Origin of the sequence: Streptomyces sp. NPDC050560 (genome assembly GCF_044457285.1) — a bacterium.
GTDB lineage: Bacteria > Actinomycetota > Actinomycetes > Streptomycetales > Streptomycetaceae > Streptomyces.
The window spans coordinates 225,670-243,893 of the sequence record NZ_JBITGT010000001.1 but is presented as its reverse complement, the minus strand read 5'-3'; the positions used below and the strand labels follow the sequence as shown (position 1 = coordinate 243,893).

The following is an 18,224-nucleotide window of genomic DNA, read 5'->3' as shown; positions in this document are numbered from 1 at the left end:
CCCCGCGCCGCCGTCCCCCGAGCGCGCCGGGCGGCGGGCACCCGCGCCGTGTGCGGCTCAGCATGCGGCGCCTCCCAGGGCCTCGGCGCGCAGCGCGGCGGCGCGGCGCAGCGCCGCCACCGCGGGGTCCGCCGGGTCGCCCGAGGCGCCGCGGGCCGCGGAGAGCACCGCGCCGACCGTGGCGAGCCCGCCGAGTTCGCCCCGCACGCCGCGGCCGAGCGCGGTCACCTCGCCCCCGGCGCCCGCCCGCTCCCGGCAGTGGAACGCCAGCTCGCACGCCGCGAGGCACTCGGGCGCGTACGACGCGGGGACCGCGGCGACCGCGGCGCGCAGCGCCCCCGGGTCCTGGTCCACGGCGAAGCACACCCCCTCGGGCAGCGCCGCCGCGATGTCCTCGACCCGGGTGAGCCTGGCGAGCTGCCGCCTGGTCACCGAGCGCTGCTTGCGGACGTCCACGGCGGCCGCCGTCGGCACGTTGGAGAAGTCGCGCGGGCAGACCAGCAGCACCGTGTGCGCCACCGGGGGCGCGGGGTCGAGCCGGGCCGCCACCGCTTCGAGCGCCAGGACGTACACCGCCGCCTGCCGGGCCGCCGCGCCCACCTTGGCCGGCTCGGCGAAGCCGTCGATCATCGGGAACGACTTGATCTCCACCACCGAGATCCCGCCGCCGGGGTCCACCACCACCGCGTCCGGTTCGAGGAACGCGGGCGTGCCCGCCACGTCGAGCGCCAGCATGGGGTGGTCGAGCAGCGTCCACGCGCGGATGCCCACCGCCTCGCGCAGCGCGAGCGCGGTGCGCGCGACCCGGCCCTCGGTGCCGGGCGCCGCGAGGTCGGGCCGCCGCACCTCGCCCCCGATCGGCTCGGGGGCGTCGGGAAGCAGGCGGGAGCGGACGAGCCTGACAAGCTCGGCGCCGCCGTCGGCCTTCACGCGGGCCTCGAACGCGTTGCCCCTGACGAACGCGAACTGCGACTGGCCGAAGCCCGAGGGCGCCCCGATCGCGCCCGCGAGCGCCGCCTTGTCCACCCCGGCGCCGTCGAGCAGCGCCCGCCGGTCGCAGCCGGGGTTGGCGGCGAGCGCCGCGAGGCGGCGGGCGTCGAGTGGCTGGGGCCTGGTGTCGGGGCCGCGCAGCTCAGCGAGCCGGTGCCGGAGCGCCGTCGCCTGCTTCGGCGGTGCGCCCTGTCGGCTCGTAGCGCTGCTTGCGCTGTCGGGGAATGCGTTCACCCGCCGCAGTCTGGCATCCGGCACCGACAACGCCGGAACGGGCCGCCCGCGCGCCGGGCCTCGCCCCGCCCGCGGGGCTGCTCGCGCGCCCCGGCGCGGCCGGGTTCGCCCTGCCCTGCGGGACCGCGGCGGGGCGGCGCAGGAGGAGGGCCTTGGCGTTGTCCACGAGCCGCAGCACCGGGCGGGTCAGCAGTAGCCCCACGCCCATGGTGGCGACCCCGGCGAGCGCGTCGAACAGATAGTGGTTGGCGGTGCCCATCACCACGAGCGTGGTGGTCAGCGGGTAGCCGACGGCGACCACGCGGGTCCAGGGGCCGCGGCCGTGCCGCCACAGCATCACACCGCACCACAGCGCCCAGCCGACGTGCAGGCTCGGCATCGCCGCGTACTGGTTGGTCATGCCGCCGAGGCCCTTGGGCGCGCTGGCGTCCCCGCCCCACCAGCCGTAGCCGCTGTACTGCGCCATGGTGTCGACGAAGCCGTGGCTCGCGGCGAGCAGCCGCGGCGGGCAGGTGGGCACCAGGGTGAAGCCGATGAGCCCGACGAACGTGGAGGTCAACAGCCAGGTGCGGGCCGCCCGGTAGTGCGCGGCGTGCGCGCGGAAGAGCCATACGGCGATCGCGGGCGTCACGATGTAGTGCAGCGAGGCGTACCAGAAGTCCGCGGGGAGCCCCAGCCAGATGTGCCGGGTGAAGAGCCGGTTGAGCGGGTGTTCGAGGTTGAGGTGGAGGAACTTCTCCGAGCGCAGGATGGACAGGCCGTGGCCGACGGCGCCGTCCGTGTCGCCGCGGGCCAGGACCCTGGCTATGGAGTACGCGGCGTACACCATGAGAATGACCGGCAGTTCGGTCCACCAGCGGAGCCGGCTGCCTGCGTTCGCCCCGGTGCCCGGCGCGTCGGTCTGCGGCATCCGTTCGGTCTCCCTACTTCCAACGTCGGCCGGTGACGTCCCTGCATCCGGTCGTGCCGTCCCACTTTACGGAGTACGGCACGGTTCCCCCCGGCCCACCCCCCTGTCCGGGAAGGACGCAACACGGGCCCCAGGGGTTGCGAGCGGAAACAGTGCGCGATGATGAGGGGGAAGACCGATGTCCGTACGGAGAAATTCCGCCCCTTCGCCGTATGCCCGCCCCCGCCGTGGCGCCCGGTTCACCGTCGCACCGCCCACGCGCCGCCCCGCCGGGCCGCGCCGCGGCGGGCGGGGCCGCGCGGGGCGGCCGGGGAGTGGAGTGCCATGGCCGCGCGTGTACTGCTGGTACGCCACGGGCAGACCGCGTGGTCGCTGTCGGGACAGCACACCGGGAGGACCGACGTGCCGCTGCTCGCGGAGGGCCGCGAGGGCGCCGGGCGCCTCGGCGAGCGGCTGTGCCGCGCGCCGTTCGACGGGCTGCCCGACGCCGAGGTGCGCACCAGCCCGCTGGCACGCGCGCGTGAGACGTGCGCCCTCGCCGGCTTCGGCGACCGCGCCACCGAATGGGACGCGCTCCTCGAATGGGACTACGGCGGCTACGAGGGCCTGACCCCCGCCGAGATCCAGCGCCGCGCGCCCGGCTGGCTGCTGTGGCGCGACGGCGCCCCCGGCGGCGAGGGTCCGGCCGACGTCACCGCGCGCGTGGACGGGGTGGTGGCGTGGGCGCGCGCCGCCCCGCGCGACGTGGTGCTCTTCGCGCACGGGCACGTGCTGCGGGCGGTGGCGGCCCGCTGGCTCGGCCTCGACCTGGCCTTCGGCGCCAGGATCAGACTCGACCCGGCCTCCCTCTCCCTCCTCGGCTGGGCCTACGGCGAGCCCGCCCTCGACACGTGGAACGACACCGGGCATCTGCGCTGAGCGGCGGCGCTCCGCGGGGGCGTACGCGCGCGTGCTGCCAGACGGCGTGCACGCGCGCGTGTAGGGGAGGCGGGCGTACACGCGTGTGCCCCGGCGTCGCGTGCCGGGGAGCGCGTGGGGCGTGCGTGCCGTGAGCCCCGGGGGGCGAGTGGTGCCCGAGCGCGCCCGGTTACCGACCGGAACCGGGGGATCTCGTTGCGTACCGGGGGCGCTCCACTTCCGTTGCGCGCCCCCGTCCACGCCCTCCCGGCGCGCTCCGTACGAGGCCGGAACGGGGCGCGGACCGGCGGTTTGGCTACAAACCGGATATCCCACGTGCCATTCGCCAGGGAGAGCCACCCCTCTCCGGCCCCGCGCCCCGTAGCCCACGGGGCTCGCGCGCGTTGGACACCACGGAACATGCGGGGCCGGAAACCAGGCGTTCCCGGCCCGGGACGACTCGATGGAGGAGGGTTCCGTGTTGAACGCTGCGAGGCACGGCAGCACGCCGCGTTTGCCACTCACCCCGGCCGCACGGGGCGCCGAGGACCGCGGCGACACGTGCGACCTGGTCACCGTCCCCGCGCGGCAGGGACTTGAGGCATTCGACATCCTCAGACGCGGCGGCGCCGAGGCGGTGGGGCCCGTACTGCACGACGGAAGCTGCGACACCCTCGGCTTCGTGGTGCCCCCCGGCACCGCGGACGCCTGGGACGTGCCGGGCAGCGCCTGCGCCGCCACCCTCGGCCGGGGCATCGCCGCGGGCTCCGCGCCCCCGGTCGCGGGCACCGGCTGGCTGCTCCCGCCGGGCGAGGCGTACGAGATGACCGACCCGGCCGTGCTGCGCGCGGCACTGGGCGAGGCCGCGCGGATGCTCGCCGCGGCCGACAACTGTAGTTAGGCCCGAAACCACGGGCCCGCCCCCCGCGCACAGCCTGTGGACAACTCGGGCCCCTCGCCCCGCGCCGTCGATAATGGCCGTATGGCGAGAGCGGCACGGGGCGGGAAGACGGCGAAGGGCACGGGAAAGGGGCACGGCACCAGGGCCGCGCGGGACGCGCAGTCGGCCGGGGACGGCGGGGCGCGGGGCGCGGCTGGCAGGCGCCCCGGCGCCAGGCGCGGCGCCGCCGGGACCGCGCAGGCCCGGGTCGCGGGCGGCACCGCCCGCCTCGTGCCCGACCCCGACCGCCCGCGCGCCTGGACGCTGCTGATCGACGAGGCCCCCCAGTCCCACGTCGACCTCGACGACCCCACCCGGCTCGACTTCGCCTACCAGCGCCGCATCGGCCACCTCATCGACCTCGCCGCCCCGCCCGGCGCCCCCCTGCGCGCCGTCCACCTCGGCGGCGGTGCCCTCACCCTCGCCCGCTACACGGCAGCCACCCGCCCCCGCTCCACCCAGCAGGCCATGGAGCACGACGCGGACCTCGTCGACTTCGTGCGCACCGCCCTCCCCCTCGACCCTGCGGCCCGCACCCGGGTCCGCCGGACCGACGCCCGCGCCGGGCTCGCCCGGGTGCCCGACGGCTGGGCCGACCTCGTCATCGCCGACGTCTTCGACGGCGCCCGCACCCCCGCGCACCTGACCACCGTCGAGTTCGTCACCGAGGTGCGCCGCGCCCTCGCCCCCGGCGGCCGCTACGTGGCCAACATCGCCGACGGACCGCCCCTGGCCCATCTGCGCGCCCAGATCGCCACCGCCGCCGCGGTCCTCCCGCACCTCGCCCTCGCCGCCGACCCCGCGGTCCTGCGCGGCAGACACTTCGGCAACGCGATACTCGCCGCCGCCGACACCCCGCTGCCCACCGCCGAGTTCACCCGCCGCTGCGCCACCGGGCCCACCCCCGCGCGCGTCCTGCACGGGCCCGAACTGCTCGCCTTCACCGGCGGCGCCGCCCCCGCGCACGACGCCACCGCCACCCCCTCGCCCGCACCGCCGCCCTCCGTCTTCCGCTGACCGGCCCCGCCGGCCGCCGAACTGCGCCCGCACAGGACCGAATTCGCCACCTCGCGGCCCATCCCGGATCGGCGCCCGGTGGCGTAACGTGCGCGCATGGCAAGTGTGCTCGTCGTCGAGGACGACCAGTTCGTGCGCTCGGCCCTCATCCGCCACCTCACGGCGCCCGACCCCGCCACCGGCCACACCGTACGCAGCGTCGGCACCGCGCTCGAAGCCCTGCGCGAGGTCGCCCACCACCCCTTCGACGTCGTCATCCTCGATCTGGGGCTGCCCGACCTCGACGGCTCGGAGGCGCTGAAGATGCTCCGCGGCATCACCGACGTCCCCGTCATCGTCGCCACCGCGCGCGACGACGAGAGCGAGATCGTCCGGCTCCTCAACGACGGCGCCGACGACTACCTCACCAAGCCGTTCTCCGCCGAGCACCTCTCCGCCCGTATCACCGCGGTGCTGCGCCGTGCGCGCGGCGGTGGCGCGTCCGGGCCCGAGCGCGTCATCGAGGCCGGCGGCCTCGCCATCGACCCGCTGCGCCGCGAGGCCGTCCTCGACGGCGCCCGACTCGACCTGACCAGGCGCGAGTTCGACCTGCTCACCTTCCTCGCCCGGCGGCCAGGCGTGGTGGTCTCCCGCAAGGACCTGCTCGCCGAGGTCTGGCAGCAGTCCTACGGGGACGACCAGACCATCGACGTCCACCTCTCCTGGCTGCGCCGCAAGCTCGGCGAGACCGCGGCCCGCCCCCGCTACCTGCACACCCTGCGCGGCGTCGGCGTCAAACTGGAGCCACCCCGATGAGATGGGCGCTGGTCAGGGTCTGCCTCGCCGTGACCGCCATGGTCGTCGTCGCCTTCGCCGTGCCGCTCGGCATGGTCATCGAGGAGACCGCCAGGGACCGCGCTGTGTCCGAGGCCGAGCGCAGGGCCGCCGCCGTCGCGCCCGCGCTCTCCCTCACCACCGACCGCGCCCAACTGGCCCGCGCCGTCGCCCTCGCCCAGGACGGCGGCCCCGGCGGCCGCATGGCCCTCCACCTCCCCCCGGCGCCAGGGCGCCGGGACACCGCCATCGGCACCGGGCGCGCCGCCCCCGGCCGGGTCGCCGCCGTCCGTGCCGCGCGCCGCACCGCCCTGGTCGGCGTGGCAGGCGGCAGCGCGCTGCTCCAGCCGAGCGCGTCGGCCTCCGGCGCGTTCGCGGTGGTCGAGGTGTTCGTGCCGTCCGGGGACATGGACCACGGCGTCGTCAGGGGCTGGCTCATGCTCAGCGGTGTCGCCGTCGCGCTCGTCCTCGGCTCCGCCGCCGTCGCCGACCGGCTCGGCGCCCGTATGGTCAGGCCCGCCTCGCGCCTGGTCGCGGCGGCCCACCAGCTCGGCCAGGGCCGCCTCGGCGCCCGGGTGCGGGTCGAGGGGCCCGCCGAACTGCGGCTCGCCGCCGTCGCGTTCAACTCCATGGCCGACCAGGTCGTACGGCTCCTCGCGGCCGAGCGTGAACGCGCCGCCGACCTCTCCCACCGGCTGCGTACCCCGCTCACCGTCCTCAGGCTGAACGCCGCGTCGCTCGGCGAGGGCCCCGCCGCCGAGCAGACCAGGGCCGCGGTCGAGCAGTTGGAGCGTGAGGTCGACACCATCATCCGCACCGCTCGCGAGGCCAAGCCGCAGACCGCCGCCGAGGGTCCTGACGGCGGCTGCGACGCGGCCGAGGTGATCAGGGAGCGCATGGCCTTCTGGTCCGCGCTCGCCGAGGACGAGGGCCGCCGCACCCTGGTCACCGGCGCGGAGGGGCCCCCGGTGCGGGTACCGGTGGCCCGCGCCGAGCTGGCCGCCGCGCTCGACGCCCTCCTCGGCAACGTGTTCCGGCACACCCCCCAGGGCACCGCGTTCACCGTGGACGTCGTCGGCGGCGAGGACGCGGTGACGGTGCTGGTCTCCGACGCGGGCCCCGGCATCGCCGACCCGCGCGCCGCGCTGGCCCGCGGCAGCGGGTCCAACCGCAACGGCTCCACCGGCCTCGGCCTCGACATCGCCAGGGGCCTCGCGGAGGGCGCCGGGGGCGACGTCCACATCGGCACCTCCCCACTCGGCGGCACGGAAATACGCATCCACATCCCACTCACACCCCCGACCCCGCCCCCACCACGGCGCCGCCGCCATCTCACTACCCGGTGACGGGGGAACTTCGTTGTAGGCGGGGACAGTTCCGTGCGGGTCCGGAGCAACTCCGTGGCCCACAAGGGAGGATCGGAAACGCGTCGGCGACAGCCGCCCCTCGTCCGGCAGGCCCCGCCCCCAAGCGGCCAAGACACCCCGCCCGAAGCGATGAACACGCCCCACCCGCAGCCACCAAGCCCCCGTGGCCGAAGGCAGCCGGTGCCCCTGGTCGGCCCCCGCCGTCCCTCCGCCGGTCGGCCCCCGCCGTCCGCCCGCCGGGTTGACGCGTGGAGCGCTGGGCCGGACACTCCTCCCCGGAGGGACAGTTCCCTCCGGTCTCGGCCTCCGGCACCGGTTCCCCGCTCGGAGCAAGCCGCCTGACGGGACGTCAGGCATCCGGCCGCAGACGCGCCGACCCGCATCGCGGCGGCGCCGCGCAGAAGAGGAGGTGAGTGGAGGCCGCAGGCTCACACCGTCGCTGAGAGCGCTCTCTCGCGCCCCGGCCGGGCCCCGGCAGCCGTACGGAACCGCGCAGACCGATCGGCCCTGTCCCCACGGCAGGCGGCCGACGACCAAGCCATACAGCACTCCCACCCCCCACCTCGAAAGGGAGACTCATGACGAGAAGCGTCTCACCGCGTACCGGTCGGCCAGGAGGCAGGCGGAGGGCGGTCCCCGTCGCCATCGGCGGCGCCCTGGTGATGCTCTTCAGCACGCTCCTCGGCCTTGTCGGAGCGGGCGGCAGCGCCTCCGCGGCCGTGCCGGGCCCGCCGGAGGGCTGGTCCACCGTCTTCTCCGACGACTTCGACGGCGCCTCGGGCAGCGGGCTCAACCGCGACGACTGGCTCTACGACCTCGGCACCGGCTACGACTACCCGGGGGCCGCGGCCAATTGGGGAACCGGCGAGATCGAGACCGCCACCGACTCCACGGGCAACGTGTACCAGGACGGGCAGAGCCACCTGGTGATCAAGGCGATCAGGGATGGCGCGGGCCAGTGGACCTCGGGGCGCATCGAGACCCAGCGCACCGACTTCGCCGCGCCTCCCGGCGGACAGCTCCAGATGAGCGCGTCCATCCAGCAGCCCAACCCCGAGAGCGGGCTCGGCTACTGGCCCGCGTTCTGGGCGATGGGCGGTGACGCCCGTCCCGTCGGCGCGACCAACTGGCCCGGTATCGGCGAGTTCGACATCATGGAGGACGTCAACGCGCTCAGCCAGCACTCCACCACCTTCCACTGCGACGTGTGGGCGGGTGAGTGTAACGACCCCGACGGCATCACCAGCGACCTCCAGGCGTGCGACGGCTGCCAGACCGGCTACCACACCTACTCCGCGATCATCGACCGTACCGACACCTCGGCCGAGCAACTGCGCTTCTACCTCGACGGCGACCTGACGTTCACCGTCAACGAGAACCAGGTCTCGGCCGCCGCCTGGCAGGCCGCGGTCGACCACGGCTTCATGGCCATCTTCGACCTCGCGATCGGCGGCTCGTACCCGGACAAGGTCTGCGGCTGCAACTCGGCCTCCCAGGCAGGGAGCATCACCTCGGGCGCGGCCATGAGCGTCGACTGGTTCGCGGTGTACCAGCAGGACGCGGCGGCGAGCAGCGGAAGCACCCACTGATCGGTAACCGGAACCGGTAACCGGCGCATCGCCGGTCCTTCGGCTGAGGTGATCGCAGGACCTGTCGCCGAGGTGCGGCCCCCGCTCACCGGGCGGGGGCCGCACCGTCAGCCCTGGCTCGCGGCCGCGAGCCCCGACATGCGGCCGCGGAGGGCGAGGTCGGAAACGGGCGCTACTTGCAGGGGCCTTGGTCCTCCCACGGCCCCCACGGACCGGTCGTTCCCGGGACCTCGTTCTGGCTCCACCACTTGGCGTGCCAGGTGTGGCCGCCGTACGTCACCGACTTGCCGCCGGTGTACGCGATGCCGGAGTTCCAGGCAGGCGCCTTGCAGGAGTCGCTCGCCGGGGGGTTCTTGGGCTTCCCGGTCTTCTTGGGCTCAAGCGGGGCGAGGGGCTTCTTCGGCTTCACCGGGTGCTGGTTCGTCCGGACACCGTTGGCGAACTCCACGCTGTACTTGGCGAATTCCCAGTCCTTCTGCGGCACGCTGCTGCAAACCCCCGAAGTGGTCTCGCCGCTGGGCGGGTTGCAGGGGCGGTCGCGGTTCAGGGACCAGAAGGTGTAGCGGGCCATCTTGTGCGACTTGGCGAAGTCCAGGACCGTACGGAAGGCCGACTGGGGGAACATCTCCCCCGAGTCGCTGCGGCCGTTCATGCCGGAGAAGCCCTCGTGTGCGTAGGCGGTGGCCTCGTCCCAGCCGAAGGTCTTGCGCAGCACGCCGTTGAACGCGGTGAGCGCGGCGGTCTGCGCGGAGGCGCCGTTGAACCCGCCGTCGAACGGCATGATGGAGAAGTTGTCGGGCGTGAAGCCCTGCTTCTTGGCCTCGTTGAGCATCTGCTGGCCGAACCATCCGGTGCCGGTCGGGGTGGCCGCCGTGGTCACGGAGATGTAAAGACCCGGGTTGTTCCTCTGGAGGATCTTGGCCGCGCCGATCTCGTTGTGGATCGCCTTCGCGTTCTCGTACTCGGGCTCTTCGAGGTCGAAGTCGACGGCGTGCAGCCCGTAGCGGCTGACCACCTTCTGGTAGGCGGCGGCGGTGGCCTCGGGGGTGGCGCATGTCTCGCCGAGCTTGGTGCCGCCGTAGCCGCCGAAGGACACCGACACATCTCCGCCCTTGACGCGCAGGCCGTAGATGATTTCGCCGATGGCGTTGTCGGATTCTAGGGACATGGCGCCGTCCCAGGTGGGCGTGCAGCCGTTTCCGGCCAGGATGAAAGCGAGCTGGAACGCCTTGAGCCCGCTGGCGTCCATGATGGTTTTCGCGTCGGGTGGATTGTTGCTCAGTGGCATCAGATACGGCGCTGCCGCGTACCAGCGGTTCGGCAGCTTGGAGCTTGCGCTGGCGGTTGTGGCGATGCCGCCGTCCCCCGTGTCGGCGTTCACCACATAGGTGGTGACGCCGGCGGTGGCCAGCGCCAGTGCGGCGAGGCCGGTGAGAAGGGAACGCAGACGGGTCATGTCCATGTCTCCCGGATGGGCGTAAAGGGAGCCACATCATCCGAGCGGCTTCCGACCCGGTCAATGGCTCACGGGCGCGGCACTTTTCATGCCCCACAAATTGCCCACCAGGGGCCGCGGTGCTGCTTTTTGCCACTTCCGGTCCCCCGGCTCGTGCTCGCCCCGGACCGCGGGACCCGCACGTCGAGCCGGGGTTGAGCGCCTTGATGCAGCCCTGGCGGGGCGTGGGCCGATTTTTCGCGGGGGGCAACAACCGCCGGTCCACGGCCCGTTCATCCGGAAACGGTTCAACGGGCCGCAATAAGCGTGAGGTGCGAGGGCGGCCGGACGGGGGCGAATCGGCCGACCGTGCCCCCTCTCCTGTCACTAATTGCACCGGCACAAATTGCGCACCGCCCGGCAGGAGGTGCCGCGGGCGGCTGGAAAGAAGACGGACGACGAGCGGGGGAGCGGGGTGCCGTGTGCCCGCAGAGGTCCGGCAGAAGACCCCTACAACTGCCGCCCGAGCGCCGCCGCATGGCGTTGCATCACCGGGGCGACACGGTCGCGGAGTTCGTCGACCGTGATGCGGGAGCTTGAGGCGCTGACCGAGATGGCGGCCACCAGGTGGCCGGCCGGGTCCTTGACCGGTACGGCGATGGAGAGCAGCCCGATCTCCAGCTCCTCGGAGTTGATCGCCATGCCCGCGGCCAGTACTGCCAGGACACGGTCTTCCACCGCGGCGGCCGTGGTGGGGGTGCCCGGGGTGCGTGCGGGAAACGGGGCGGCGGCGAGGTAGTCGGCCAACTCGGCCGCGTCCAGGGCGCCGAGCAGGATCTGCCCGGTGGCGGAGGCGTAGAGGGGAAGCCGGGCGCCGACCCGGATGCCGTTGTCGATGAGCCGGGTGCCCTCGCTGCGCGCGACGAACAGCGACTCGTCGTCGTGCCGCACGGCGATCGAGGCGGACTCGTCGGTCGCGTCGCGGATGGCGGCCAGGTGCGGCTGCGCGAGTTGGGGAAGCGCCGCCGACTCGGTGTAGGTGGCGCCGATGCGCAGCACGCGGGGCGTGGGCGCGAAGAACTTCCCGTCGAAGGTGACGTAGCCGAGCTCGGCGAGCGTGTTCAGACAGCGGCGGGCCGTCGCCCGGCTCAGCCCGGTGGCCCGGGAGGCGTCGCTGATGGCGAGCCGGGGAGCGCCCTCGCCGAATGCTTCGAGGACCGCGAGCCCCTTGGCGAGCCCCGCCATTCCTTCGACGGCCATGCGGCCCTCCCTCTTGACAGACCTGACTGTCGGCAAATGTACTGCCCACATGTTCGGATAACGAGCACATGTTCGCAAAACGAACGACAGTTGTCAAGCACTGCTGGAGGTGCATGCATGAGCGCACGCAACGCGGGGGCGGGTGCTGCGGCGTCGGCCGGGATCGCGGAGCGTAGCTGGCCCGAGTCCCTGACCGAGGTGCCGTACTGGGTCTTCCAGGACGAGGACGTCTACCGGGCCGAGCAGGAGCGGATCTTCCACGGTCCGATGTGGAGCTATCTCTGCCTGGAGGCCGAGCTGGCCGCCCCCGGCGACTTCTGCGCCACCTTCATCGGCGAGCAGCCGGTGCTCGTGACCCGCGACCACGACGGCCAGATCTACGCCTTCGAGAACCGGTGCGCCCACCGCGGCTCGCTGATCGCCATGGAGCACTACGGCCACACCAAGGACTTCACCTGCGTCTACCACGCCTGGACCTACAACCTCCAGGGCGACCTCACCGGCGTCGCCTTCGAGGAGGGCATCAACGGCAAGGGCGGGATGTCGCCGGAGTTCTGCAAGGCCGCCCACAGCCCCCGGCGGCTGCGCCTTGCCACCGTCCACGGCCTGGTCTTCGGCAGCCTGGACAACGACGTGCCGGAGATCGAGGAGTACCTCGGCCAGGAGATCCTCGACCGTATCGAGCGGGTGCTCGGCGGCCGTAAGCCCGTTGTGCTCGGCCGGGTGACCCAGAGCCTGCCGAACAACTGGAAGCTCTACATGGAGAACGTCAAGGACTCCTACCACGCCAGCATCCTGCACCTGTTCTTCACCACCTTCGGGCTCAACAAGCTGAACCAGAAGGGCGGCATCATCGTCTCGGAGAACGGCGCCCACCATGTGAGCTGGTCGGCGATCGACCGGGAGGCGGAGAGCGGGGAGCACTACAAGGACCAGAAGATCCGCTCCGACTCCGCGTACCAGTTGGAGGACCCGTCGCTGGTCGACGGCTTCAGCGAGGTCGGGGACGACATCACGTTGCAGATCCTCTCGGTCTCGCCCGGCTTCGTGCTCCAGCAGATCCAGAACTCCGTCGCCGTACGCCAGGTGCTCCCCACCGGGGTCGACTCCACCGACCTGCACTGGACCTACCTCGGCTTCGAGGACGACACCGAGGACCGGCAACTGGTCCGCCTCAAGCAGTCCAACCTGGTCGGCCCGGCCGGGTACGTCTCCATGGAGGACGGCGCCATCGGCGGCTTCGTGCAGCGCGGCATCGCCGGGGCGAGCCGGGAGTTCGCGACCCTCCAGATGGGCGGCGACCGGGCGGTCTCCAGCGAGAGCCGGGTGACGGAGGCTTCGATCCGCGGCTTCTGGAAGGTCTACCGCGAGACCCTGGGCTTCGCCGCCGCCGCCGACGACGACGCGGACGGGGGAGCGCGGGCATGACCGACGCACACGGCCTGATCGGCCGGGCCCAGGGGCACTACGTACGCGCCATCGACGACGGCCCGATCGAGGACTGGCCCGACTTCTTCACCGCCGACGCCTTCTACAAGGTCACCACGGCGGACAACCACAGGCGCGGCCTTCCGGCCGGGATCATCTGGGCGAACAACAGGGCGATGCTCAAGGACCGGGTCTCCGCGCTGAAGGAGGCCAACATCTACGAGCCGCACGCCTACCGGCACATACTCGGCCAGCCCGCGGTGCTGGAGGAGAGCGGCACCGGCGCGACCAGCGAGACCTCGTTCCTGGTCGTCCGCATCACGGGCAACGGCCCCACCGACGTGTTCGCCACCGGCCGCTACCTCGACGAGTACGTCTTCGACGACGGCAGGGCCCTGCTCAGGAAGCGGATCGTGGTCTGCGACAGCTCCCGCGTCGACACCCTGCTGGTGCTGCCGCTGTGACCGGGACGCCCAGACTGCTCCTCACCACCGGCGACCCGAACGGGATCGGGCCTGAGATCGCGCTCGCGGCCGTCGCAGAACTCGGCGACAGGGCACCGGTCGTGGTGGGCGACCGCCCCGTACTCGAACCGTACGCAGAGCGCGCGGGCCTCGTGCTGCGCACGGCGCGGCCCGGCGTACCCGCCGAGCGCGGCCGGTGCGACCTCGTCGACGTCGGCGCGCTCGCCCCCGGCGACCTCGCGGTCGGTCAGGTCACCGCGCCCGCCGGAGCCGCCACCCTCGCGTACACCGCCGCGGCGGTACGGCTGGCGAGGGACGGCGGCTACGCCGGTGTGGTCGCCTGCCCGCACTCCGAGACGGCCGTCCACCGGGCCGGGATCGCCTTCGCCGGATATCCGCCGCTGATCGCCGAGCTGACCGGCACCCCGCCGGAGAAGGTGTTCCTGATGCTGGTCGGCGCGGGTCTGCGCATCGCGCACGTCACCCTGCACGAGCGTCTTGCCGACGCGCTTGCCAGGCTCACCCCCGAACTGGTCACCAACGCAGGGCTCGCGCTCCACGGCGCGCTGCGGGCCGCGGGCGTCGCCGCACCCCGCATCGGCGTCTTCGGCATCAATCCGCACGCCGGAGAGGACGGCCTGTTCGGCGACGACGACAGGCTGGTCACCGAGCGCGCGGTGGCCGCCCTGCGCCGGCTCGGCGTCCGTGCCGAGGGCCCGGTCGGGGCCGACATCCTGCTCGGCGGCGCCCGCGACCACGACGCCTACCTGGCGATGTACCACGACCAGGGGCACATCCCGGTCAAGGCCCTGGCGGGACGTGCCGCGGCCGCGGTCACCATCGGCGCCGGGGCGCCGTTCGCCAGCGTGGGCCACGGTCCCGCCTTCGATATCGCGGGGCAGGGCAGTGCCGACCCGGGCGCCGTGCTCGCCGCCCTCAGGCTGCTCGACCCGACCGTCCAGGAGGGCTGAGATGACGTTCACCATCAGTGTCCGCGGCTCCGACGTCGCCTTCGGCTGCGAGCCGGGACAGAACGTCCTGGACGCGGCCGAGGCGGCCGGCTGGGCGATCCCGTACTCCTGCCGCAAGGGCGTGTGCGACACCTGCCTCGGGTCGGTGACCGCGGGACCGCTCGACCTGCCGGGCAGCGGCCCCGTACGCGGCCCTGCCGAGGTCCGGCTCTGCCGGGCGCTGCCGACCGGCGACCTGGAGATCGCGCCGCGCCGGATCGCGGCACGGACCCCGCCGGTACGCAAGCGGCTGACCACGACGGTGTACCGGCGCCGCCGGGTCGCCCCCGGCGTCACCGTTCTCGACCTGCGCTACCCCATCGGCCGCAGGACGCCGTTCCGGGCGGGCCAGTTCCTCGACGTCATCCTCGACGACGGGGACACCCGGGCGTACTCGCTGGCCAACGCGCCCCAGCACAACGACCTCGCCCAGTTGCACGTCCGGCATGAACCCGGCGGCGTCTTCTCGGCGCGGGTCCTGCAACAACTGGAGTTCCACGACACCGTGGAGATAGAGGCGCCCTTCGGCGAGTTCTTCGTCGAGGACGGCGAAGGGCCGCTCCTGCTGCTCGCCACCGGCACCGGGTTCGCACCCATGCGGTCGATCATCCTCGACCACATCGCCCGGCGGCTGACCCGCCCGGTCCACCTGTACTGGGGCGCCCGCACCCTCGACGACCTCTACGCCCGCGCCACCCTGCGCGCCTGGACCCTGCGCCACCCGTGGTTCCGCTTCACCCCCGTCCTCTCCCGGCCGCACCCCGGCTGGGAGGGCGCCACCGGCTGGGTGCAGGCCGCGGTGCTCAGGGACCACCCCGACCTGGGCGGCCACCACGTCTACGCCTGCGGCAGTGCGGCGATGACCAGGGCCGCCGCCGAGGAACTGGCACGCGAGCGCGGTGTCGCCCCCGACCGGTTCCACTCCGACGCGTTCGTCTCGGCCGTGGGAGCCCTCGCCGGCGTCGAGTAACCCTTCCCCCTGTGAGGTGCACCATGTCCGACACCGCTTCGTCCCCGACCCCCGCCCTGTCCGACCCACAGGACCCGCTCAAACTCCCCGGCTTCATCGACCGACGCCGCCCCGGCGGATTCCAACTGCGCACCATGCTGCTGTGCGGACTCGTCATGCTGCTCGACGGGTTCGACACCCAGGCCATCAACTACATGGCCCCCGCGATCACCCGGGATTGGGACATGTCCAAGGGCACCATGTCCACGATCTTCTCGGCCGCACTCGTCGGCCTGATGATCGGCTATCTGCTGCTGGCTCCGCTCTCCGACAAGTTCGGCCACAAGCGGCTCGTCCTCGCGGGCGTCGCGGTCTTCTCGCTCTCGACGCTCGCCTCGGTATGGGTGCAGACCCCCGACCAGCTCATGGCCATGCGGGTGATCACCGGAATCGGTCTCGGCGCCGCCACGCCGAGCACCATCGCGCTCACCGCCGAGTACAGCCCCAAGCGGCTGCGGGCGAGCCTGGTCCTGGCGATCTACTGCGGTTTCTCCCTCGGGTTCGTGGTCGCCAACTACGCCGCCGACTGGCTCATCCCCGCCCACGGCTGGCGCTCGGTCTTCGCGGCCGGGGCCGTGCTGCCCCTCGCCCTGCTCCTCGTACTGTTCTGGCAACTGCCCGAGTCGATCTCCTACATGCTGCGCCGCGGGGAGAACGCCAAGGCGTACGCCCTGTGCCGCCGGATCGACCGGACCCTTCCCGAGACGGCCGGGGCACGGGTCGAGGCGGAGAGCGCCAACCCCGCCAAGCGGGTCAGGGTCACCGAACTCCTCACCGGCCACCGGCTGCTCGGCACCCTCCTGCTGTGGGCCGTGTTCGCGATCAACCTGGCGATGTTCTACGGCCTCCAGAGCTGGATGCCGAGCATCCTCGCCGACCGCGGCTACTCCGCGGGCACCCTGGCGACTGCCGCGTCCATGACGACCATCGGCGGCATCGCGATCGCCTTCGTGGTCGGGCCCGCCATGGACCGGCTGGGCGCGTACGGCTCCCTGGGCACGCTCTACCTCGCCGGCTGCGGCTTTCTGATCCTCATGGGCCTGGCGCTCGGCTCGCCGGTCTGGGTGGTCCTGGCGACGATCTTCCTGGTCGGCTGCGCCGTCAGCGGCGGCCAGAAGAGCGTCATCGCACTCGCCGCCGCCTTCTACCCCGAGGAAGTGCGCTCCACCGGCGTCGGCTGGGCCCTCGGCGTCGGCCGCGTCGGCGGCATCGTGGGACCGATGATCGTCGGCGGCATGCTGGCCGACGGCGTGGGCCACGAGCAGGTGTTCCTGATCCTCGCGGCCCCCACCGCGCTGTGCGGTCTGATCGTCCTGTACCTCGGACACCGCGCGAAGCAGCTCCGGACGGCCTGAGCCCGGCGAGCGGCACCGCGGGGGCGTTCACGCCTCCCCTCGCGCCGGGCGGGGGTGCGCGAGTGTGCGGGGTGCGCGCCCGCTCCGGCGTCCGAAAACGGACCCTGTGGGGACATGCGGGACGTTGCCGTGCAAAATGGAGCCGTCCTCGGCGTCCTCGGCGTGGCGCGCCGTACCCCTCAGGCGGGAGCCCCATGAGCAGCAGGTATCGGCGGCGGTACGGGCGCAGGGGCGCGGCGGCCCTCGTCGCACTCGCGGCGCTCGCCACCGCGTGCGGCGGCCACGGCGCCACGGCGGACGGCGACGGGCAGGGCGCGGAACGGGCCCGTGTCGCGGGCGGCTTCGCCCCCTTCGTCGACACCACCCTGACCCCGCCGTTCGACCTGGAGTCCGCCGGGGAGCAAACCGGGGTGAAGCACTACACCCTCGCCTTCGTCACCGCGGAGGACGACGGTGGCCACGGCGAGAAGAGCGGCGCGGACGGCCCGGACGGCGGGGACGGCCCGGACGGCTCGGACGGCGGGGACGGCGCCGCCTCCTGCCACCCCACGTGGGGCGGCGAGGACGGCCTCACCACCAACGCCGTGGCCCGCGCGGTCCGCGGCTTCCGGGACGCGGGCGGCGACGTACGGGTCTCCTTCGGCGGCCAGAGCGGCACCGAACTCGCCATCCCCTGCCGCACCACCGCCGCCCTCACCGACGCCTACACCCGGGTACTCGACGCGCTCCACACCCGGCGCGCCGACTTCGACGTCGAGCAGGGCGCCCTCACCGACACCGCCTCCGTCACCCGCAGGAACGAGGCGCTCGCCGCCCTCCAGAAGCAGCGGCCGGGACTTGAGGTGTCCTACACCCTGCCGGTGATGCCCGAGGGGCTGACCGCCCCCGGCGCCGCCCTGCTGCGGGACGCCGCGCGGCACGGCGTCAAGGTCGCCCGGGTCAACATCATGGCGATGGACTACGGGCCCGACTACCGCGGCGACATGGGCCGTTACGCCGAGCGTGCCGCCACCGCCGCGCACGGCCAGATCGCCGCCGCGCTCGGCCTCGACGCCACCGCCGCCTGGCACACCCTCGCCGTCACCCCCATGATCGGCGCCAACGACGTCAGCGGCGAGGTCTTCACCCCCGCCGACGCCACCCACCTCGCCGGCTTCGCGGCGGACCGTGGCATCGGCGAACTCTCCCTGTGGTCGGCGGCCAGGGACCGCCCCTGCCCCGACGGCACGAGCGGCCACGCCCACCCGGACTGCTCCTCCGTGGACCAGCGGCCGGGAGACTTCCAACGGGCCCTCGGCGCGGCCCACTGAGCCACGCCGAGGACGTCCCACACGACGCCCCGCCCCCTGGGGTCTTTCGTTTGGATCATGGCGGGCTCGCGGGCCCCGGCACCGCACTCCCCCAGCCTTCGGCCGGGAGGTACCCCCACGCCGCGTTGTCGTCACTCGCCGACTCCCCCACGCTCGGCTTCGCTCCCGCGGGGGCACCCCCATCGCGTCGACTCCC

At 73.5% G+C, this 18,224-nt stretch carries 16 protein-coding genes; 12 read left to right on the top strand and 4 right to left on the bottom strand.

Annotation, left to right across the window (positions count from 1 at the left end; all coding sequences use genetic code 11):
* Positions 1 to 57 precede the first annotated feature (57 nt).
* Together ACIBIW_RS01060 and ACIBIW_RS01055 are read right to left on the bottom strand one after the other, a co-directional pair.
* Complete coding sequence (locus tag ACIBIW_RS01060; protein ID WP_399330530.1) at positions 58 to 1,224, bottom strand: hypothetical protein; 1,167 nt, start codon at positions 1,222 to 1,224, stop codon at positions 58 to 60.
* The gene (locus ACIBIW_RS01055; RefSeq protein WP_399330528.1) at positions 1,133 to 2,134 is read right to left on the bottom strand and encodes a phosphatase PAP2 family protein; all 1,002 of its coding nucleotides are present in this window, start codon (positions 2,132 to 2,134) and stop codon (positions 1,133 to 1,135) included. Before ACIBIW_RS01055 ends, ACIBIW_RS01060 begins: the two co-directional genes overlap by 92 nt.
* A gap of 324 nt (positions 2,135 to 2,458) precedes the next feature.
* On the opposite strand from ACIBIW_RS01055, the gene ACIBIW_RS01050 reads away from it, so the two are divergent.
* From ACIBIW_RS01050 to ACIBIW_RS01025, 6 genes are all read left to right on the top strand, one after another.
* Complete coding sequence (locus tag ACIBIW_RS01050; RefSeq protein WP_399330526.1) at positions 2,459 to 3,052, top strand: histidine phosphatase family protein; 594 nt, start codon at positions 2,459 to 2,461, stop codon at positions 3,050 to 3,052.
* A 442-nt stretch (positions 3,053 to 3,494) separates the two neighbouring features.
* Positions 3,495 to 3,932, top strand: a complete 438-nt coding sequence (locus ACIBIW_RS01045) for a hypothetical protein (RefSeq protein WP_399330524.1) — start codon at positions 3,495 to 3,497, stop codon at positions 3,930 to 3,932.
* Between the two features lie 81 nt (positions 3,933 to 4,013).
* On the top strand, positions 4,014 to 4,988 hold the full coding sequence (locus ACIBIW_RS01040; RefSeq protein ID WP_399330522.1) for a spermidine synthase: 975 nt from the start codon (positions 4,014 to 4,016) through the stop codon (positions 4,986 to 4,988).
* Positions 4,989 to 5,084: 96 nt separating this feature from the next.
* Entirely contained in the window at positions 5,085 to 5,783 is a 699-nt protein-coding gene (locus ACIBIW_RS01035; RefSeq protein WP_399330520.1) for a response regulator transcription factor, read from the top strand.
* Positions 5,780 to 7,147, top strand: coding sequence for a sensor histidine kinase (locus ACIBIW_RS01030; RefSeq protein WP_399330518.1), 1,368 nt, complete (start codon positions 5,780 to 5,782; stop codon positions 7,145 to 7,147). Before ACIBIW_RS01035 ends, ACIBIW_RS01030 begins: the two co-directional genes overlap by 4 nt.
* A gap of 599 nt (positions 7,148 to 7,746) precedes the next feature.
* Positions 7,747 to 8,757 carry a glycoside hydrolase family 16 protein gene (locus tag ACIBIW_RS01025; protein WP_399330516.1) on the top strand — a complete coding sequence of 337 codons (1,011 nt, stop codon included), beginning with the start codon at positions 7,747 to 7,749 and terminating at the stop codon, positions 8,755 to 8,757.
* Between the two features lie 172 nt (positions 8,758 to 8,929).
* Here ACIBIW_RS01025 and ACIBIW_RS01020 read toward each other — a convergent pair whose 3' ends face one another.
* Together ACIBIW_RS01020 and ACIBIW_RS01015 are read right to left on the bottom strand one after the other, a co-directional pair.
* Positions 8,930 to 10,213 (bottom strand): chitinase, encoded by a 1,284-nt coding sequence (locus ACIBIW_RS01020; protein WP_399330514.1) that lies wholly within the window; start codon positions 10,211 to 10,213, stop codon positions 8,930 to 8,932.
* A gap of 489 nt (positions 10,214 to 10,702) precedes the next feature.
* Positions 10,703 to 11,452, bottom strand: a complete 750-nt coding sequence (locus ACIBIW_RS01015) for an IclR family transcriptional regulator C-terminal domain-containing protein (RefSeq protein ID WP_399330512.1) — start codon at positions 11,450 to 11,452, stop codon at positions 10,703 to 10,705.
* Positions 11,453 to 11,569: 117 nt separating this feature from the next.
* Between ACIBIW_RS01015 and ACIBIW_RS01010 the strand changes: the two genes are divergently transcribed.
* From ACIBIW_RS01010 to ACIBIW_RS00985, 6 genes are all read left to right on the top strand, one after another.
* Positions 11,570 to 12,880, top strand: coding sequence for an aromatic ring-hydroxylating dioxygenase subunit alpha (locus ACIBIW_RS01010; RefSeq protein ID WP_399330510.1), 1,311 nt, complete (start codon positions 11,570 to 11,572; stop codon positions 12,878 to 12,880).
* Positions 12,877 to 13,344 carry an aromatic-ring-hydroxylating dioxygenase subunit beta gene (locus tag ACIBIW_RS01005; RefSeq protein ID WP_399330508.1) on the top strand — a complete coding sequence of 156 codons (468 nt, stop codon included), beginning with the start codon at positions 12,877 to 12,879 and terminating at the stop codon, positions 13,342 to 13,344. Before ACIBIW_RS01010 ends, ACIBIW_RS01005 begins: the two co-directional genes overlap by 4 nt.
* Entirely contained in the window at positions 13,341 to 14,315 is a 975-nt protein-coding gene (locus tag ACIBIW_RS01000) for a PdxA family protein (protein ID WP_399330506.1), read from the top strand. Before ACIBIW_RS01005 ends, ACIBIW_RS01000 begins: the two co-directional genes overlap by 4 nt.
* Position 14,316: 1 nt before the next feature.
* On the top strand, positions 14,317 to 15,324 hold the full coding sequence (locus ACIBIW_RS00995) for a 2Fe-2S iron-sulfur cluster-binding protein (RefSeq protein WP_399330504.1): 1,008 nt from the start codon (positions 14,317 to 14,319) through the stop codon (positions 15,322 to 15,324).
* Between the two features lie 23 nt (positions 15,325 to 15,347).
* Complete coding sequence (locus tag ACIBIW_RS00990; protein ID WP_399330502.1) at positions 15,348 to 16,718, top strand: MFS transporter; 1,371 nt, start codon at positions 15,348 to 15,350, stop codon at positions 16,716 to 16,718.
* A 194-nt stretch (positions 16,719 to 16,912) separates the two neighbouring features.
* Positions 16,913 to 18,028, top strand: coding sequence for a chitinase (locus tag ACIBIW_RS00985; protein WP_399330500.1), 1,116 nt, complete (start codon positions 16,913 to 16,915; stop codon positions 18,026 to 18,028).
* Positions 18,029 to 18,224 lie beyond the last annotated feature (196 nt).

What these genes read in the sequence shown, in the direction of transcription:
- ACIBIW_RS01055 (WP_399330528.1), bottom strand. Translation starts at nt 2,134, where the DNA reads ATGCCGCAGACCGACGCGCCGGGCACCGGGGCGAACGCAGGCAGCCGG.
- ACIBIW_RS01050 (WP_399330526.1), top strand. Translation starts at nt 2,459, where the DNA reads ATGGCCGCGCGTGTACTGCTGGTACGCCACGGGCAGACCGCGTGGTCG.
- ACIBIW_RS01045 (WP_399330524.1), top strand. Translation starts at nt 3,495, where the DNA reads ATGGAGGAGGGTTCCGTGTTGAACGCTGCGAGGCACGGCAGCACGCCG.
- ACIBIW_RS01040 (WP_399330522.1), top strand. Translation starts at nt 4,014, where the DNA reads ATGGCGAGAGCGGCACGGGGCGGGAAGACGGCGAAGGGCACGGGAAAG.
- ACIBIW_RS01035 (WP_399330520.1), top strand. Translation starts at nt 5,085, where the DNA reads ATGGCAAGTGTGCTCGTCGTCGAGGACGACCAGTTCGTGCGCTCGGCC.
- ACIBIW_RS01030 (WP_399330518.1), top strand. Translation starts at nt 5,780, where the DNA reads ATGAGATGGGCGCTGGTCAGGGTCTGCCTCGCCGTGACCGCCATGGTC.
- ACIBIW_RS01025 (WP_399330516.1), top strand. Translation starts at nt 7,747, where the DNA reads ATGACGAGAAGCGTCTCACCGCGTACCGGTCGGCCAGGAGGCAGGCGG.
- ACIBIW_RS01020 (WP_399330514.1), bottom strand. Translation starts at nt 10,213, where the DNA reads ATGACCCGTCTGCGTTCCCTTCTCACCGGCCTCGCCGCACTGGCGCTG.
- ACIBIW_RS01015 (WP_399330512.1), bottom strand. Translation starts at nt 11,452, where the DNA reads ATGGCCGTCGAAGGAATGGCGGGGCTCGCCAAGGGGCTCGCGGTCCTC.
- ACIBIW_RS01010 (WP_399330510.1), top strand. Translation starts at nt 11,570, where the DNA reads ATGAGCGCACGCAACGCGGGGGCGGGTGCTGCGGCGTCGGCCGGGATC.
- ACIBIW_RS01005 (WP_399330508.1), top strand. Translation starts at nt 12,877, where the DNA reads ATGACCGACGCACACGGCCTGATCGGCCGGGCCCAGGGGCACTACGTA.
- ACIBIW_RS00995 (WP_399330504.1), top strand. Translation starts at nt 14,317, where the DNA reads ATGACGTTCACCATCAGTGTCCGCGGCTCCGACGTCGCCTTCGGCTGC.
- ACIBIW_RS00990 (WP_399330502.1), top strand. Translation starts at nt 15,348, where the DNA reads ATGTCCGACACCGCTTCGTCCCCGACCCCCGCCCTGTCCGACCCACAG.
- ACIBIW_RS00985 (WP_399330500.1), top strand. Translation starts at nt 16,913, where the DNA reads ATGAGCAGCAGGTATCGGCGGCGGTACGGGCGCAGGGGCGCGGCGGCC.